General features: G+C 36.7%; 22 protein-coding genes. 3 read left to right on the top strand and 19 right to left on the bottom strand.

The genetic code is table 11. The features are described from left to right. Positions 1 to 8: 8 nt before the first annotated feature. From FILTAD_RS12925 to FILTAD_RS16115, 11 genes are all read right to left on the bottom strand, one after another. A complete protein-coding gene (locus FILTAD_RS12925; protein WP_124071385.1) occupies positions 9 to 842 on the bottom strand; it encodes a hypothetical protein in 834 nt (277 codons plus the stop codon). Beyond that, on the bottom strand, positions 839 to 1,528 hold the full coding sequence (locus FILTAD_RS12930; protein WP_124071386.1) for an ATP-binding cassette domain-containing protein: 690 nt from the start codon (positions 1,526 to 1,528) through the stop codon (positions 839 to 841). The genes FILTAD_RS12925 and FILTAD_RS12930 overlap by 4 nt, the downstream gene beginning before the upstream one ends. A gap of 2 nt (positions 1,529 to 1,530) precedes the next feature. Beyond that, positions 1,531 to 1,905, bottom strand: coding sequence for a GntR family transcriptional regulator (locus tag FILTAD_RS12935; RefSeq protein ID WP_124071387.1), 375 nt, complete (start codon positions 1,903 to 1,905; stop codon positions 1,531 to 1,533). Positions 1,906 to 2,133: 228 nt separating this feature from the next. After that, positions 2,134 to 2,628 carry a DUF1648 domain-containing protein gene (locus tag FILTAD_RS12940; RefSeq protein WP_124071388.1) on the bottom strand — a complete coding sequence of 165 codons (495 nt, stop codon included), beginning with the start codon at positions 2,626 to 2,628 and terminating at the stop codon, positions 2,134 to 2,136. A 130-nt stretch (positions 2,629 to 2,758) separates the two neighbouring features. Continuing rightward, positions 2,759 to 2,983, bottom strand: coding sequence for a hypothetical protein (locus tag FILTAD_RS12945; RefSeq protein ID WP_124071389.1), 225 nt, complete (start codon positions 2,981 to 2,983; stop codon positions 2,759 to 2,761). 95 nt (positions 2,984 to 3,078) lie between these two features. Continuing rightward, positions 3,079 to 3,309, bottom strand: coding sequence for a hypothetical protein (locus FILTAD_RS12950; protein ID WP_124071390.1), 231 nt, complete (start codon positions 3,307 to 3,309; stop codon positions 3,079 to 3,081). A gap of 128 nt (positions 3,310 to 3,437) precedes the next feature. Next, a complete protein-coding gene (locus FILTAD_RS12955; RefSeq protein WP_238988251.1) occupies positions 3,438 to 3,770 on the bottom strand; it encodes a hypothetical protein in 333 nt (110 codons plus the stop codon). A gap of 48 nt (positions 3,771 to 3,818) precedes the next feature. Further along, entirely contained in the window at positions 3,819 to 4,232 is a 414-nt protein-coding gene (locus FILTAD_RS12960; RefSeq protein ID WP_124071391.1) for a hypothetical protein, read from the bottom strand. 122 nt (positions 4,233 to 4,354) lie between these two features. After that, complete coding sequence (locus tag FILTAD_RS12965; protein WP_124071392.1) at positions 4,355 to 5,053, bottom strand: CPBP family intramembrane glutamic endopeptidase; 699 nt, start codon at positions 5,051 to 5,053, stop codon at positions 4,355 to 4,357. A 111-nt stretch (positions 5,054 to 5,164) separates the two neighbouring features. Further along, positions 5,165 to 6,178 carry a DUF1835 domain-containing protein gene (locus FILTAD_RS12970; RefSeq protein ID WP_148085402.1) on the bottom strand — a complete coding sequence of 338 codons (1,014 nt, stop codon included), beginning with the start codon at positions 6,176 to 6,178 and terminating at the stop codon, positions 5,165 to 5,167. A gap of 821 nt (positions 6,179 to 6,999) precedes the next feature. Next, positions 7,000 to 7,395 carry an aminoglycoside phosphotransferase family protein gene (locus FILTAD_RS16115; RefSeq protein ID WP_238988252.1) on the bottom strand — a complete coding sequence of 132 codons (396 nt, stop codon included), beginning with the start codon at positions 7,393 to 7,395 and terminating at the stop codon, positions 7,000 to 7,002. Positions 7,396 to 7,876: 481 nt separating this feature from the next. Here FILTAD_RS16115 and FILTAD_RS15990 point away from each other — a divergent pair, with 481 nt between their 5' ends. Further along, entirely contained in the window at positions 7,877 to 8,023 is a 147-nt protein-coding gene (locus FILTAD_RS15990; protein ID WP_203229715.1) for a hypothetical protein, read from the top strand. 487 nt (positions 8,024 to 8,510) lie between these two features. Here FILTAD_RS15990 and FILTAD_RS16120 read toward each other — a convergent pair whose 3' ends face one another. The 8 genes from FILTAD_RS16120 to FILTAD_RS13020 all read right to left on the bottom strand — a co-directional run bounded on the left by FILTAD_RS16120 (position 8,511) and on the right by FILTAD_RS13020 (position 12,980). After that, positions 8,511 to 8,735 carry a DUF3953 domain-containing protein gene (locus FILTAD_RS16120; protein WP_238988253.1) on the bottom strand — a complete coding sequence of 75 codons (225 nt, stop codon included), beginning with the start codon at positions 8,733 to 8,735 and terminating at the stop codon, positions 8,511 to 8,513. Positions 8,736 to 8,904: 169 nt separating this feature from the next. Beyond that, positions 8,905 to 9,312, bottom strand: coding sequence for an RDD family protein (locus tag FILTAD_RS12985; protein ID WP_124071394.1), 408 nt, complete (start codon positions 9,310 to 9,312; stop codon positions 8,905 to 8,907). 496 nt (positions 9,313 to 9,808) lie between these two features. Continuing rightward, entirely contained in the window at positions 9,809 to 10,198 is a 390-nt protein-coding gene (locus FILTAD_RS12995) for a hypothetical protein (protein ID WP_124071396.1), read from the bottom strand. Positions 10,199 to 10,363: 165 nt separating this feature from the next. Next, positions 10,364 to 10,744, bottom strand: a complete 381-nt coding sequence (locus tag FILTAD_RS13000) for a retropepsin-like aspartic protease (RefSeq protein ID WP_124071397.1) — start codon at positions 10,742 to 10,744, stop codon at positions 10,364 to 10,366. Further along, positions 10,728 to 10,988, bottom strand: a complete 261-nt coding sequence (locus FILTAD_RS13005) for a hypothetical protein (protein WP_124071409.1) — start codon at positions 10,986 to 10,988, stop codon at positions 10,728 to 10,730. Before FILTAD_RS13005 ends, FILTAD_RS13000 begins: the two co-directional genes overlap by 17 nt. A gap of 161 nt (positions 10,989 to 11,149) precedes the next feature. After that, positions 11,150 to 11,554 carry an HIT family protein gene (locus tag FILTAD_RS13010; protein WP_124071398.1) on the bottom strand — a complete coding sequence of 135 codons (405 nt, stop codon included), beginning with the start codon at positions 11,552 to 11,554 and terminating at the stop codon, positions 11,150 to 11,152. Between the two features lie 135 nt (positions 11,555 to 11,689). Next, on the bottom strand, positions 11,690 to 11,968 hold the full coding sequence (locus FILTAD_RS13015) for a hypothetical protein (RefSeq protein WP_124071399.1): 279 nt from the start codon (positions 11,966 to 11,968) through the stop codon (positions 11,690 to 11,692). A 391-nt stretch (positions 11,969 to 12,359) separates the two neighbouring features. Then, the gene (locus tag FILTAD_RS13020) at positions 12,360 to 12,980 is read right to left on the bottom strand and encodes a TetR/AcrR family transcriptional regulator (RefSeq protein ID WP_124071400.1); all 621 of its coding nucleotides are present in this window, start codon (positions 12,978 to 12,980) and stop codon (positions 12,360 to 12,362) included. Between the two features lie 304 nt (positions 12,981 to 13,284). On the opposite strand from FILTAD_RS13020, the gene mgtE reads away from it, so the two are divergent. After that, positions 13,285 to 14,268, top strand: a complete 984-nt coding sequence (gene mgtE / locus FILTAD_RS13025; protein WP_124071401.1) for a magnesium transporter — start codon at positions 13,285 to 13,287, stop codon at positions 14,266 to 14,268. 227 nt (positions 14,269 to 14,495) lie between these two features. Continuing rightward, a complete protein-coding gene (locus FILTAD_RS13030) occupies positions 14,496 to 16,187 on the top strand; it encodes a CocE/NonD family hydrolase (RefSeq protein WP_124071402.1) in 1,692 nt (563 codons plus the stop codon). The last annotated feature ends 686 nt before the right edge of the window (positions 16,188 to 16,873 follow it).

Consider the following 16,873-nt stretch of genomic DNA (forward strand, 5'->3'; position numbering starts at 1 on the left):
CACACTCCTTATACAGTTATCTTGTTCTTCAATAAGAATCCACTCATCCAAATGGATCCTGCGAGTACGATTAAACCCATTACTATCTCAAGTGCAAATAGTTCTAGTGGATAGAAAAAGCCATCTAGTACAAATTCTTGCAAAAGTAGAGGTGAAATAAATACGGCAACAGCAACTATGCTGTATAAAACTCCAACAAAAATACCTTTCCACCTAAAACTTCTTTCAAATAAAATTGCAGTAAATAGAATGGACACAACCATAAGCCCTGCTCCATAATACAATATAAATCCAAGAAAACTAGTTGGAAAAAGTATGTTTATTTCAGGCATGCTGCTAACAATCTCTTTGACATTCATATCCACTCGGAATTCCTTTGGCAGAATCCACCTAAAAATCGTTGTCTCTATTGGAATCAAAATAAGTTGAAATGCCACAAAGCCAAACGTCGCTAGCAGAATATTTGTTATTTTTGCGTAAAAAACATTCAATCTAGTTGTTGGCAGCATTAGCAATCGGTAAATAAATGTATTTTTCCCAAACCAATCGCGATACCAGATCAGGAAAATATAGAACCCAACACCTGCTACACATAAGGCGATTGGACCCAGGAACCATACGCTTCTAGTTACCGACAGAAAACTCATTTGTCCAAAACTTGATAGGAATTCTGCTTTTGGCATTAACTCTTCATAAATTTTTTCATTGGCCGTGTTTAGGTACATTTTCGACAACACAATGACTCCAGCAATTTGTACAACTAGTGTAATGCTAAGTAGGACTGCAAATATTTTTGCAAAACGATTGAATTCAAAATTGACCAGCTTCAAGTAGCTTTTCATTTCTGATACACCTCTCTCATAACATCCACCACAGATTTCCCTTCGTTTTCACGAGCTTCTTCCGCGCTGAACTCCTTGATAACAATCCCTTCATCTAATAGCACAACCTTATCGATTAAATGTTCGATATCACCTATTTCATGTGTCGTTATGATAACGCCCCTATTTTCAATTAAATGACTCGTGAACACTTTAGCAATTTCCTCGCGACTAAACATATCAATTCCAGAAAATGGTTCATCCATTAATACAAAATCAACATCCATTGCTAAACCCAGTAACAAATTGACCTTTGCCGTATTTCCTTTTGATAAGGAAGATATTCTATCCTGTTCATTTAATTTAAAAAAACCAAGCAGTTCTGTTGCACGTTTCTGGTTCCAACATGTATAAAAATCATTCATAAACTCCATTGCATCAGAGATTTTCATCTGTGGTAGCATCGTTATTGCATCAGGAATAAAGGTGATTTTTTCAAACATGTTTTTATTAATGGTTTCTCCGTTTATTAAAATTTGCCCTTTGTTAATCGGGGTGAGTGCCATAATGGCATTTAAAATGGTTGTCTTGCCAACTCCGTTGATTCCAATTAAACAAGTTATTTCACCTTTGTTGGCTGTAAAAGACACACCTTTCAATATCTTTTTTCGACCATAGTTCTTTGTAATCTCTTTTACTTCAATCATTTTTATGCCTCCTTGTCATCTGTGTACTTTGTTCTTACCAAGTTCAATAATTCATCGACTGGAACATTAATAGACCGAACGGATGTTACAAACGTTTCAACTGCCTCAAGTAGCAAAGCTTCCCTTACCTTACTTAGTATCTTTTCATCGGTTGTTATTTTGCTTGGATGATTCCGTTCGGTATGGATCAAACCCTGTTCCTCCATTTCCTTATATGCTCGTTGCGCGGTATTAGGGTTTATCTTAATCCTGTTTGCCAACTCCCGTCTCGATGGTATTTCTTCTCCAGGTACTAAATCGCCAATTGCAATTTTTTCTTTAAAATACCGAACAACCTGCAAATAGACCGGGTCGCGATTATTAAAATTTACATTCATCGAAACAACTCCTATACGTTCTTGGATGTACACACATGATTTTTTCGTGTATGTATTAAGTGGTTCATACACATTAAGTGTATTATATGGGTAATACACAAGGTTGTCAATCCTGTTTTAGAAACGTGCTATCCTTCCCGTAGTTTGTTATATTTTTCGGGAGGTAACCAGTGTTGGTAAAGCGCTCTTCTTATTACAGAAAACGCACGATTGAAGAACAAAATGGAATCAATCAATACGGAGTCTTTGAAGCCCAATAATTATCACGGTTAAAATAACAGCAACTAAAGCGAAAGATATGTACCAAAGAGGTGGACTTGTTTGACCTAGTGCAACTTTAACGAAATACCAATTAAAATAAGCAAAAGCTAAAACGAACTCAAACTTTAACCAACTTATCAATATTTTTGAGTTACGGTAAAAGGCATAAACATTACCCTTTGATAATCTCTCTGGATAATTATGTTTTTCAGGATACTTTTGCAAAAAAAGCAGGGGAATATAGATGACAACTAGGATAAAAGGCATGATAATGCTTATCCACCTACTTCCCCATCCGTTTATTTCACCTTTTCCATTTTCATGGATAGGAATTGAATCGGGCATTTGAAATATTGCCTGAATCGTAAAAGCAAACATGCCAATAATTACAATGACACAAACCCAATCATGTACTCTCTCAATGTTTGACTTTTGGACAATTAACTTTGGGCGATGATTCATAAAATTTACCTCCACCACAACCTATTTGTTTTTGCCATTCCTTATCTTCAACAAAAAACTGGCTCGATTCTGGCACAACATTTTGCGACAATCGCGACCGTGTGCTGAAGATATCCAACCAATTTCACGATTAGTCTTCTTCAACAAATCGTAGCATTCCTTTTGATACAGATATAACATCTTCCTGATAAAAAATAAGGCAAGCTATACCTCCACCATACTTCTCATGTTCAAACTCGCCAAGAACTGTCACGTATCCCTTTTCAAAAAAATAAATGAGTTCATGATCATGTTCTTCAACAGCACTTAAATCATTAAATAAAAATGCTTTAAGTGGTTTATCATAAAATCGCATTGCACCATGCCTCCGTCTCCTGGTCTTCTCTGTGAAATGGCCCTATTACTGAACAAGCGCAATTCCATGCTACGGAATCGCGCCCATTTATAGAATTACAGAGCTTCAGTTTTTCTTCCTGAAAACCAAAAATAAATTGTAAGTACCAGCAGAATGATTGGAGTAAATCCTACATACTTCAAAGCATTATTTGCTCCAAAAAAATAGTATGCGATGGGTATAGAAGTAACTGTACTTAGGAACATAAATGTCCAAGAACGACTGGAAATCCCGAATGCCAATGTGATAATTGATGACAAAAATGAGGCGTACCAAAGTAAAAGCATACTAACCCCTCCCTTGTACTTTTTCTTATTCTTAAAAAAATCTGGCCCTTATGTAGAATATGTGTATTACTACTTGTTAAGGAATCACGCTCGGTTAATGAAGATCCGTAAAAATAGGTAAATTTTATCTATGACCAACAAACCTCGCTGATTTCATAGTCTCCCGAGGAATCTGCTTCCCCAGTTAAACACGAAAAACATCCTTGGTAGGCAACCGCACTGCCAATCGCCCAGATTTCCTGACCGCAATTGTGGCACGTTTCTCCATTTTTCTTATCTTTAACTACCTGTTTCAGATTTTTTCTTAACTGGTTTGGATTTTCGCCAGGATTATTTTTGCAATGCTTATTCACGAAGGCTTCTATCGATATAGGTACCATTAATGCCTCCCCTTTCTCATTGTCCTTTTTTCTTATTCTATCGTAATTCTTTAATTCGAAAAACCATTTCTTATTAGTCATTGAAAATGAGCGCCTTCATATTCAATGAGAGCGTACGATAGTTAAAAGTCATTTGTTTATTAAAGTAAAATCTTCGCTATTTCCATTCCATTCTACTTTTATTACTAACTCATCTTTTAAACTTGTAGATGGGCTATTAGAAATCGCTAAATCTCTTTGATATATGCCTTCCTTATTTAAAGAAATATTATTCCCACCAAAATCTATTGCTCCGCTATTCTTTGTTTCAACATGGTAACTAAAAGTTTCAATACTCTGTATGGCGTATTCTTTGTAGTTAATCTGAATTTGATATGTTTCCTCTCCGTTGCTTAGATTAACAGTTACCTTTGTGGACCAATTTTTACCTTCGCCAACAAAGATTAAGTCGTTCTCATTTGCCTGGCATGCAAACAATAATAGGATTACCAAAAGTATAGACGCTAAAGTTAACTTTTTGACAGAAATCCCCCCATCAACCAATTAGTTTTATCGCAATTTTCCCTAATACCTTTATTCAACAGAGTGGCCCTTATCTATACTACTGGCGCTAATCCTTGTTAGGGAAATGCACCCGTTAACGGAATATGTTCGAAAATACAGTCTCATCCCGTTACCGTTAATAAAACTGCTATTATATTGAATACTCCATGAACTATCATTCCCGGAATAACAGAACCTGTCTTTTCATACACCCAAGCGAACATAACGCCATTGATGAAATTCACGGGCATTGCATTTAAAGTTGGAAAGTGAGCTATTGTAAATAGTAGCGAGCTAATCACGATTCCCCAATTCATTCCAAGTCTAACTCTTAACCAACGGTGGATAAACCCCCGATAAAATATCTCTTCATAAACTGGAGATACTACGCCGGCGGAAATAATACCAATAAGTATAGTAAACAGATTAATATTTTGCTGTAAGCTCTCCGTCTTACTGTTATCTGCACTATTACCCAATAAACTTGTTAATAATAATACAGCTACGCTTAAAATAATGGTTATCAATAACCATATCGGGATTTTCCGCCAGTACTTTTTAGAAAAACTTTTTACCCCTACCTCTTTCCAGGAAAGCCTTTTAGGCCGTAGTGCGATAAAATATAATCCTGTCATGAGTACAATCGCAATTGTTAATCCGGTCAATGTTCCAGAGTATAGTGTATTAGCAAACAAAGATAGATAAAGTGATTGGACGCCATATTTAACAACCACAATCACAAATATAAATTCGAGTAATAGCAGTAGCGTAAATTCCTTCCCAGTCCATGTGTCCTTCAGTTTCCATGCCGAAACATTCACAACCTCAACTCTCTTCGATAATTAGTTTTTTATTAAATAATCTGGCCGATTAAAAAAAGACGCACTGACTTACTCAATAAATGCGCCCAATAATGAATTAATCATTACTCCTCACCGTAATTTCACACTATAGTGCCTCATTGATTTTGGTATTCCTTTTAGTTCAAGTAATCCACTATATATTAAATGCCTAATCCTATACTCTAAGAAGAAAGCATTAATAAATTCGGTTGTCCCCGATAGGATTTCTCCAATCACCATTCCAGCCTTGATAAACCCACTTTTTTCCTGCTTACGATGGAGCATTTCAATGGTATTTATGATCAGTGGATCAAAGTGATTTTCTTTAACACCCTTTATCTCACCATCTATCCATAGACGCAGGACTTCTTTTGTTTGTGCCAAGGAACTCCACTCTTCTTGAAGCTGCATCCATTCCTGTTCAGATATAGGTGGGACCTTTCTGCCCTTTTCAAATAGAAGTCTTAAATCTTTTGGTTCGATATGGCCTGTATGTGAAATCTTTTGACCTCTAACTTCAGGCATTATGTATCTTTTATAGAGTTCGGTGGAATTCATAAGAAATATATCATTTGTTTTGTCGCGCAGAAAAAAGAGAAGAAACCGCAGACAAGTTTGTTCATCAGCATTATTTCCATACCAGATGTAAATTGGATGCTGCCGGGGAATATCTTCTATCTCCCGCAATGTATTGGCAAATTTATTTTCATACTCGAAATCATCCTGTTCATAATTGATATGTTCATATAACCATTGATTTCGAAACGGATGTCCTGCTTTTCCAACTAATTTCCACAATGGTCCAATTGAAAAGGAATCTGGAAGACCAATCACAACCTTGGTTCCTTCAAGTCCTACTCTTAAAGAACCTGCGACAGATTCTGAGGAAACGATATGTACAGCCGCAACTTGATCACCTGCATCAACCGAGCTGGACGAAAAAAGATGTAGGTATTTTTGAATGCATCTATTAACGACTACTACCACCGTGTTCACATCGCTTTGTTTAATTGTATATCCTTTACCTTCAAGTGGATTGCTCTCTTCATGATTAAATATCTCAAATTCATCTTCATGTTCTAATTCATATGTTTGCCATTCCACATTTTCATTCAAATCTGAAGTGGTTACATAGTTTTGTGTTTCTATTTTATAAACGAAAACTACATTAGTTTTCGTAAAAAAGTAAATAAATGGAAAATTAACTTTAGTCTTTATTGCGAACAGCTCCTTTTATCTAAAATCCACTACTTTTTACCATCATGGTACACCTTAACAACCTTTTATTTTCCTTTTCACTTATTCGTTTAAGGAACAATAACACTACCATTATTGCATTAAAGCCCCACCAAATACTTAGCAAAGATTCATTTAATGAACCTGGTTGCTCCCCCCCATTTTATAAGATGAAAATAAGCCACGGGTTATAAGAATGAATCCGAAAAGTACTGCACTAAAAAACCAATACCACAATCGTTTCATTGCTACATACCCCCAACAAAATTATTATATTTTCAACATCCTACCAGGTTAACTTAAGTACAAATTTCTACAAGATGGCCCGATCAAGCAAAAAAGGGCGCAAACCTTATACTGCAAAAGCGCCCGAATGTTGAATACTAAAAATCTGCCAAATACCAAGTAGGCAAAGGATTATTCATACCATCAAACCAAGTTGGAACCTCGGCTGCCTGTTTTTTCATAACACTAATTTGATTTTCACCAAAAGGGATTGCCCAATATATTGAAGACAACGTATTGCTGCTTATATAAAAAGCCAAAAGTTTAAAAAACTGTTCAGGCGGTCTTCCATTGAAATATCCATTAAGTTGTCCTGTAGCAAAGTGTAGGCTGACAGAAGCGCTTCACACAATGAGGTTAAATTCTTCCCATGGGTCGCCGTAATCATTGCGATTAAAACGTGTTTACCATGGTTCTTGTTCATCTGGTGCAGGAATAGTATGGATTTTTCTTAATAATAGTCCCGATTTCACGCCGAGTTCATATTGCCTCGTTTTAGTCATCTTTGGTAACACAATATCTGCATCTTCTCCATCACACCATGTAAAAAGTGAATATGCACTTTTGCCATTGTCACAAATACCGAAATCAATAGGCTTCGACATAGATACACCGGATTCAGCTATTCGTTTCATCATTTCAAATTCACTGTTCTTTTTATCATACTCTAAAATACCGGCTATACGAAGCAGCAATTTTTTATTGGCTACGGTTTCAATGTAGTGTTTTTTGTCGCTAGACCAACCTTTATTTATTGGTTTTATTTTTTTGAATGTTGTGTAACCTTTTATATCGAGCACGGTTTTCCTCCCTATCACTACTTGTAATTTAATTACTGAAAATGGAAAATGAACTTAGGGCGATTTTTAATAATCTAGTCCTTTTGTTGAACCCTATTTTACAGACAAGTCAAACTACTGGGTATAACGACTGTAACATTTTCACCCTTGAATTTCCGGAAGAAGTTACAACACAAGGTGTGCGCCGATTTTTATCTAACCTATTGGGCTATTCCTTGTCGCAACGAAAGAAATGCACGAACGAAGAGTTAAAAGAATGCATGTTATTCAATAAAAAAGGGCTAATCAAAAGAGAATAGATGAATGTTTTTTTTCGTAAAGTTTCGGATATTTGTTCCTGGATTATTGTAGAAAACAGAAGAGGATATGTGATTGGACTATTTGTTTTGGATAGAATCTGATAGTATTGTAGGGTAGCCAAAATTGTATGGGTGGATGGTTGTCGCTTGCCCTTTCCTTAACCGGAAAGGAGGTGATAATCATGGAACTATTTCTTGAGTTTTTAAAAGAACTCTTGAAGGGAATTACGCGTGCGATAAGTGCGCATTTCTTTCAGAAAACTTTTTTAGACAAAAAGAAAGCCACCCCACGCCGTCGCAAGCATAAGGGTGGTTCTCGACATAAATAAACTTGTTTGACAACCACCCACCTGGACGGTAGAGGCTGCAGGAGAGGAGAGTTCTAGCTCTTCTCTCTTTTACTATCTATACCCATTCTAACGTAAAAGTATGCATGATTCAAGGAAAGGTTATCTAATGATTGAGCCGGCGCGCGTGCCGTTTCGCTGCAACGACTTTGTCGGGTACCTGCGCACGACACTATTCAGACAATACACTACAATTACATATTTATGAGATAAAAGTGATAATGTCCAATATTTATCAAGTATTTATACAATTGGTTGAATTGTTCGTTGTTTTTTATTGCAGGTACGGACACAAATGTTTTTTCAAATATGCTCAACTCCAACAAAAGAATCCCACTGAACACCCACCTTTAGAGTAGGTTGATCGAATCCCCTATTTCTTATATCGTCTTATTAGAGTACCCAGCCATCTGGCGCTTTTCCCCGAAAAAGAGCGCAAATCCTTATTCAAGAATGGCGCTTGATTGCTTTATAAAAAAAATTTAATGGCGACAAAAAGACTAAATCCAAATGCAAGGAATAATGCAAAAGCAGTTACTTTTCGCTTTTGAAATTCATTAATCCCCGTAACTAAAAGCATTAGTCCCATTGACAACAAAATGTAAGGTATTAGCATCTCAGTAGTATCAGTTATTAAGGCATAACTTGATAATGCCACTACGATAATCGGAAAAATTTTTCTAAGGACTTTCACCAATATCCACCTCAAGTTTAAGAATAAGTCCTCTACAAAATGGACCGATTCTGGAAGGCACGAATTTATTCAATTATCGTGCTTATTTTTAGAATACATTTATGTCTAATTTTTTGAAATTCATGACGAAACCTAGTTCGTTTATAGTTCCTACAAAGCTATAAACGTTTCATTGATTTTCAATTCGCTTCCCTTCCCTCACCACTGTTCCAGCATATCGGTCGTGCGGGAATTCCCCACCATTCTCTCCCTCAAATGCACTGCGATTTTTCAAATAATCGAAGGTGCTCAGTGTATCCCTGTATGCCATTCGCTTCGCAATTTGTTTGGATGTCAGACAAGCACCCTTTTCATCTGTAACGACAAGTCCGTTTACCTTATAACCTGCAGTCTGCCCGAACTGGCGCAACTGTGCATATTCCAGTGCCCACATGACAACTGTCGGCGTGACTAATACATGAACCGCCTCGTTTTTTACTTTTTTCCTAAGAAAGTATTCCGCCCCAGCCGTTACGGCAGTGGAAATTGCAAGATCAATCAAGTATCCTTTTAAACGTTTTTTCGTCAGTGGTTTCATGGAAATTCCTCCCTGTTTTTTTAAATCAACTCGCCTTACTTCTATCTTTCAAAGTAGCTCATGCTCCCCTTTATTCCGCAGAATGGCTCATTTGTTTAAGATAAGGCACAATTTCGTTTTACGACAGCCGCGTCCGATTGCTTTATTGTCTATTATTTGTTGCTGTTAATTTTCTTTACATCAGAAACTCCTATTGCTCCACAAATAAGTACACCCAAACCAAAGAATCCTGCAAGTAGCCAATTATGTCCCCAGTTGATAATCAGGCAATATAGGCAAACTAATGCAGTTATAAATGTTCCATACTTTGCTCGCCATTTATACGATTTCGAAGGATTCTTATTGACCAAGAACCCATCCCCTCTCTTGAGTGCCATGTCACAAAATGGCCCAATAATGGAAATAGCACGCTTTTAATGTTGTTAAAGCGTCCGGATGTTTTAGATAGTTATTCAAATAAAGCCTCGTTACACTAATTATAACTATTCCAATATAATCACTTACTTCTTAGATCAAAACTTTCGCTTGCATCGTTCCATTCTACTTTTATCACTAACTCATCTTCCACACTTGTAGAAGGACTATTAGAACTTAATGATTTGTGGTAATGTACGCCTTCCTGATTTAATGTAGCATTATTTACACTGTAATTGATTACTCTGTTATCTTTTGATTCCACAAAATAACGAAATGTGTCAATCTCTTCTAAGTTATTTCCTTTGTTATTAAGCTGAAATCGATATGTTTCTTCTCCATTAGTTTGATGAACGGTTACTTCAGCTGACCAATTTTCACCTTCTCCAACAAACGTTAAATCATTAATATTCGTATGGCACGCAGATAACAGAGACACAAGAAATACGATTAGTACAAATGATTTTTTCAAAGTATTAAATCTCCTATAATTAGTAATTTGCCATAAAATACTTTTCACATTAAACGGCCCGATCGAAGCATAACTTTTATTCCGTTAAAGCATCAAATTGCGGAATTTACTTTTATTATCATTATCTCTATAACATAAAAAAGAACCGATAACTCTTGGTTCTCTTTAGATAACCCTATCCATTTGAAGATGCAATAAATCTATCGTAAATCCCGCCTCCATTAACAAGTCTAACCCAAGTAATCCATTAATGTCATCATATCCAAAATCATTGAAATCCACTTCAACCTTTTCAATTATAAAGTCACTGATTTGTATCTGATCGATTCTTTTTCTAAAAGCGTGCTCTTTTCCACCAATTCCAAAGTAGGTGACAATTCTATCGTGTAAATCGACTTGTAGACCTATATCTTCGACCACGTCTTGAGAAATAAGTGTTCTAGCAGCCCCAGTATCTACCACCATATTTTCAATTACTTTACTTTTCCCGTTGAAAGTTAAAATAATATCCGCTAAAAGCAGTCCATATTTATGTTTGATTTTCATGATAGTCAAATCTCCTTAATCCAACATCTTGACGGACTTCAAGCACAATATCTTCATTGACAGTATGAAAAACCAACTCATCACCTTTTGATTTTAAAAGTTCCTTCGTTGCTAGTTTATCAGGTATGGGTTTTATAATAGCTATATCTTCTATGAATTCTTGACTATTTTCAATATGAGACGATAATACTTTTAGTTTAACAAATTGATCGGGGTATATTTTTCTAACCTCGGACCATTTCATAGCTTTCACCGTCCCTTTCTTTTAATACCGTAATTATATCATATCGTCGTTTTATAATTCAGTCATATAACTTAACCCTTTTCTTTCTAACAAACCCAAAATCAATCGTTGTTCAATTCTCGCGTCCGATTGTGGTAGGGAGATCAAGAAGCCAATAAATATCAAAAACTTCCCCTTTGATTATTAGCACCTTTAAACATAGACCTAATACCTTTGCCTGCAAGTAGTTCATCTTCATATCTTGGTAACACGTGAAAATGAGCATGGAATATATGCTGGCCCCCAACCTCACCACAATTCCAACCAAGGTTGTATCCTTGAGGTCGATGCTTTTCGTCTAAGTATTTTTTCACCTCTTGAAGAAGTGCGTATGTTGCATTCCATTCTTCAAGTGTTAAGTCAAATGCAGTTTCTCTATGTTTCTTAGGGACAATTATCCCTGCTCCTTCAAGTTGAATACCTTTTACTTGGGCCTGTTCTAACTGTAAAAACATACAAAGTTCGTTACTCATAATAACTTTTTGAGTTGGTTCTAATTTTAGATTGCAAAATAAACAATCACTCATCTAAAATCTCCTTGTCTATGTATTTTCGGACTTTTTTTCAACTGTAACTTCACAATCTGTCTTGACTAGGCAATAACGGGTGCGATGCTAATACCGCGAAAGTGCCCGATTGAAAAATAACTAGATAACCATTTTTCAAACCCTATCGGTCTTACTATTTCTTAAATTATTTAATCCAACAAATATTTTAGTCAACAATAAAAAGATTAAATAAAAAAATGCAATATTAAACAAAAAACCTAACAACTTAAAACTAAAGCCGCCGTATTCATATATACCTAACCACTCAGCTGGAAATCCCCAAAAACGAGAACCTTCATCAACTCTAAGCCCAAAACTCGGGATAAAAGTAAAAAGAAAAACAAACACAATGCTTAAAATCAAAATAAAATTTCTTTTATTATTTTTCTTCATAAAAACCTCTTCTTTCTGACCCTATCCTTCAGCTAATTTGGGCCTGATTGAAGCGCAGCCCTTATTCCGCAACTGCGCCCGATTGTGTAATTTCATTTGTTCAAACTTGGTATTTATTAATGCTTCCATTAAATCAGTTAGATTTTTCAAATAGCAAACTAACCCAAAGCTATTTAGGGCAAGATTAGTACATCGATAGGGGGAAATTACTTGCCTTCACTACGATTTTAATCTGATATATTACATCACTAAAATTAATTTTTACTTCATCTGACGAGTCTTCCTGTAAATCATGTTTGAACACATTACATAATTAATTCCCTAAGTAAATTTCAAAACCTTCAGGTGGTTCTCCACTCACGAAGCCACATCTTAAGCTAAGGTCCTTTTTTTAATCCTTCCTTATTCCAACAATATGTGCTGGTCCATAAAAAGTGATATTTGATAAGATTAAAGCCATTTCTCTCGGTGTCTGTTGCATTTTAGACTCTAACCATTGTTGGATCACACCTAGGTGTGCTGAACTTATATAGGCCATTAGGTAATCTAACGGAACTAAAAACGGATCATTCTTCGATTGTTTTATAACTTGTGGAAGAATGTTGCTAAGGAAATTGTCTTTTATAAAATTTTTTAGTTTCACTTGGAAGAGCGGATTTCCCTTGGAACCTAAAATCACGGTCATGAATTCAGAGTTTTTTTTTATCATTTCAAAAAGTGTCACTAAAAAAGGAATGGGCTCGTTATGCGCTTGTGAATGAATAATTATGTTTGGATTGATCTTCTTAAGAATTCCACTCATTTCTGCAAGAATTTCCGTTTCACTTTTTTCTAGCAAATCGTATTTGCTATCATAGTGCAAATAAAAAGTGCCTCGATTAATATCAGCCTTTCCTGTTATATCTCTTACAGTAATCCCCTCAAATCCTTTTTCCTCTAATAACTGTGTAAAAGCATCCCTAATCATTCGTTTTGTACGTGTAATCCTTCTATCTACTTTTTGATCTGCCACGTTAATCACGCCTAACATTGATTTTTTTTATAAAATAATGAACACTTGTTTTCATTATGTTGAGTAATGCACACTTCGTAAATTAATGGTTATTGTAATCATCTAATATATCATTGTAATATACAGATAGACCTTTAATCAACACCGTGTACATTTACTTGTGAATACATGTTAAAATCCAATCGAAGAGAATTAAATGGGAGGTGATGGGGATGGACGTACCCCCTGTAGGAAATTTAAACAGAGAAAATAAACAAATATCCCCACGTCTTGGGGAACTCATCTTTTGAAGGAGGTACCTAACATGACTCAGGTTATTTATAAACATGAAACAACAGGAACATTAATGAAACAAGGGTATATCGCTTTGCGAGAATTCTATACAGTAGAGCATGCGATATCTCATTTAAGAGAGCAGGTGCATGGAAAACAGAACATCCATTATGTCTATATGGTTAATCAAGAGAACGAATTAAAGGGAGTACTTTCAATCCGTGAGTTACTTGCAGCGACCAATAACGACGTGCTTGCCGATATTATGAAAAGAAGTCTTGTGTATTTTTCATCTGACTTAGACCAGGAAGAAGCAGCAAAGACCTTTCGGGATGAAGACCTTGTTTCGATCCCTGTTGTTAATAAAAGTAAACAGTTAATAGGGATTATTCACGTGGAAGATATTATTGATGTCATTCATCAAGAAGCAGATGAAGATATTGAGAAGCTTATGGCGACTGGTAAGGAAATTGACTTTCATACTAAACCACTCAAAGCAGCTGGGAAAAGGCTTCCTTGGCTTATCATATTACTATTTGTTGGGCTTATCTCCGGAAAAATTATGGAAAGCTTTGAAGATACTTTAGATGCTGTAGTAGCTCTTGCATTTTTCATGCCTATGATTGCTGGGATGACTGGAAATACAGGAACCCAGTCACTTGCTGTTGTGGTTCGTGGACTCATATCAGAAAAACTCAGCATGAAGAAGGCATTCCAGCTTCTATGGAGAGAATTATTAGTGGGGATTATTATCGGACTCACATGTGCAAGTCTTATTGCAGTTGTTGCTTATATATGGAGAGGTAGTTTGATGCTCGGAATAGTTGTAGGTGTTTCGCTCTTGGCAACTCTGATTATCGGGACTATTGCAGGAACCATTATTCCACTTATTCTTTATAAGCTTAAAGCGGATCCTGCCGTAGCCTCTGGACCGCTGATTACAACGATCAATGATATCCTGTCCTTACTTATTTACTTTGGAATCGCAACTATGTTTATTTCACAACTCATGTGAAATACCGATATCCATTCAAGTGATGTGTAGCGCAATATCTTTTCGGGAGACTGCTGTATAAATGAAGCGATCTCGAGAAGGCTCTATAGATAAACGAGATATTTAACCAATTATTAATTGGCCAATGATATTTAGGGGGTGGTGGATAAACATTGAATTTTGGGTACTATAAGAGAAGGTTGGAAAGTTTGGCAATTAATCATCATACGAAAGGGAGCACATGTAAAATGAATAAATTCTTAGGTAATCCTAAATTAGAACCTACAAATCCAAAAGACATTCAGCCAGGATTCAATAAAATAGTAGTAAATACAGCGCATTATGGTAATCAAGAGATGATAATGGAGAAGGATGTTCCCATCAAAATGCGGGATGGGGTCACAATATACGTCAATGTTTTCCGTCCGGATAAGCCTGGGAAGTTTCCGGTGGTAATGAGCATGGATCCATATAATAAAGATGGCTTGCCCCCCTATGATATATTCCGCCAAGTTTGGCCAACTGTAGGTACTATCGTTACATCACTTTTTGCACCATTTGAGTCTCCTGATCCTGGTTTTTGGGTGCCGAACGATTATATATTGATTAAAATCGCAACGCGGGGTAGTTCAAATTCGGAAGGTGACCTCTACCCTTGGACGAAAACGGAAACTCAAGATTATTATGAAGTTATCGAATGGGCCGGCGTTCAGGAGTGGAGCGATGGCAATGTTGGACTAAACGGTGTGTCATATCTGGCCATGACCCAATGGCGAGTGGCCGCTCTGAATCCACCTCACCTGAAGGCAATCATCCCATGGGAAGGGACTTCTGATCTGTACCGGGAATGGTACTTTCACGGCGGAATACCGGAAACGGTTTTCTCAGCTGATTTCGAGAAGTTGCAACATACCCGATGGCCAAATAATAATATAGAAGCAATGGTATCGGCACAGAAAGAACATCCGTTACTCGATGAGCACTGGGAGGAAAGACAGGTTATATTGTCCGATATCCAGGTACCCATGTTTGTTTGTGCCAGCTGGTCTACCCAAGGGTTACATAACCGCGGTACCTTTGAAGGCTTTAAACAGGCTTCGTCCAAAGACAAGTGGTTACTGGTTCATGGACGCAAGGAATGGGAAACCTACTATTTACGTGAATCGCTGGAACAGCAGAAAGAGTTCTTCGACTATTTCCTGAAAGGCATTGAGAATGATTGGATGGATACACCTCGAGTACGCTACGAAGTCAGAGAGAAATTCTATAAGGGACACATTCGCACCGCGAATGAATGGCCGATTGAAGGTACAAGATACTCTGAATACTATTTGAATGGAGAAGAAATGTCCCTGCAGCAGGTTCCCGTTCAGAACGAAACCAAACTTACCTATAATGCCGAACCCGGTCAGACGGAAAACAATGATTTAAGATTTAAATTTACTGCTGACGAAGACATGGAGCTCACCGGAAATATGAAGCTCAAGCTCTGGGTATCCACCTATGACACGGATGATATGGATCTTTTTGTCGGCATTAAGAAGTTCGACAGACATGGGAATGAAGTATTCTTGCCCGACTTTAATCATCTTGAAGACGGTCAGGTGGCTAGCGGATGGCTGAGGGTTTCCCATAGAGAGCTGGATCCTGTGAAATCCACTCCTTATCAGCCTGTACTTAAGCACAAGAGATTATTGAAACTTAATAAGGGCGAAATTGTGCCGGTAGAAATTGAAATATTGCCTTCAAGCATACTCCTCAAAAGTGGGGAAAGTCTGGTACTGGTCATAAAAGGTAGCGACATAATTATCGATGACAACCCGACAGGCTCAAGGGGGTATGGGCACACCGATACAGTGAACAAAGGAACTCATTCGGTTTACGCCGGCGGAAAGTATGATTCGTTTCTTTTGATTCCGGTAATCCCGAAGAATTACTAATGGAAACCTGAGCCCTATCAAGCATGCAAATTCTCCTGATATTTCTCTGTAGATAGTTTCGAAGTTTAAAATGTACAATGGCTATAAACAAAAAACATCAAAAGGAGTCTGCCTAAAAGGGAAGGCTCTTTTTGATGTTTACTTTTCCAAAACAAAGTTTTTTATATTCATTAATTCTCAACAATATTTGTTGATAGGCGTTCAATAATCTGGCCTTTATATATAGTATTAGCAATAAAACGTTGATGTGTTGCACCTTTTATCATTGTTTATATGTAACCGTAGATAACGGTTAAGAACTTGACTTGGAGCCTCTATGGGTACAATCTGTCATGAAAGGCTGAAGCAGGTGTTTCATCAGGCAAACCAGCCTATCGTACCCACCACTCCAAGTAAAGTCCTATGTTTGTTAACGTTGATAACTATAAATATTTACTATAGATAATGTTTCAACAAAGATAGAAAAACGCCATTTTTGTTATCTTTACTTACGTTGAATACGGTAGAAAATCATACTACATATAATGGCCCGTTTGATGAATGGGCGCAAATCCATGTGCGAGAAATGCGCCCGTTTGAGAAATATGGCTCATTTAAAATGCTATGTTATCTTAGTGAAAAATTAACTTTCTTTCCAAATAAGGAACCGCTGATGACATAAATTATTGTAATGATGATAGCACTAA

Source organism: Filibacter tadaridae, from assembly GCF_900609045.1.
Lineage (GTDB): Bacteria > Bacillota > Bacilli > Bacillales_A > Planococcaceae > Sporosarcina > Sporosarcina tadaridae.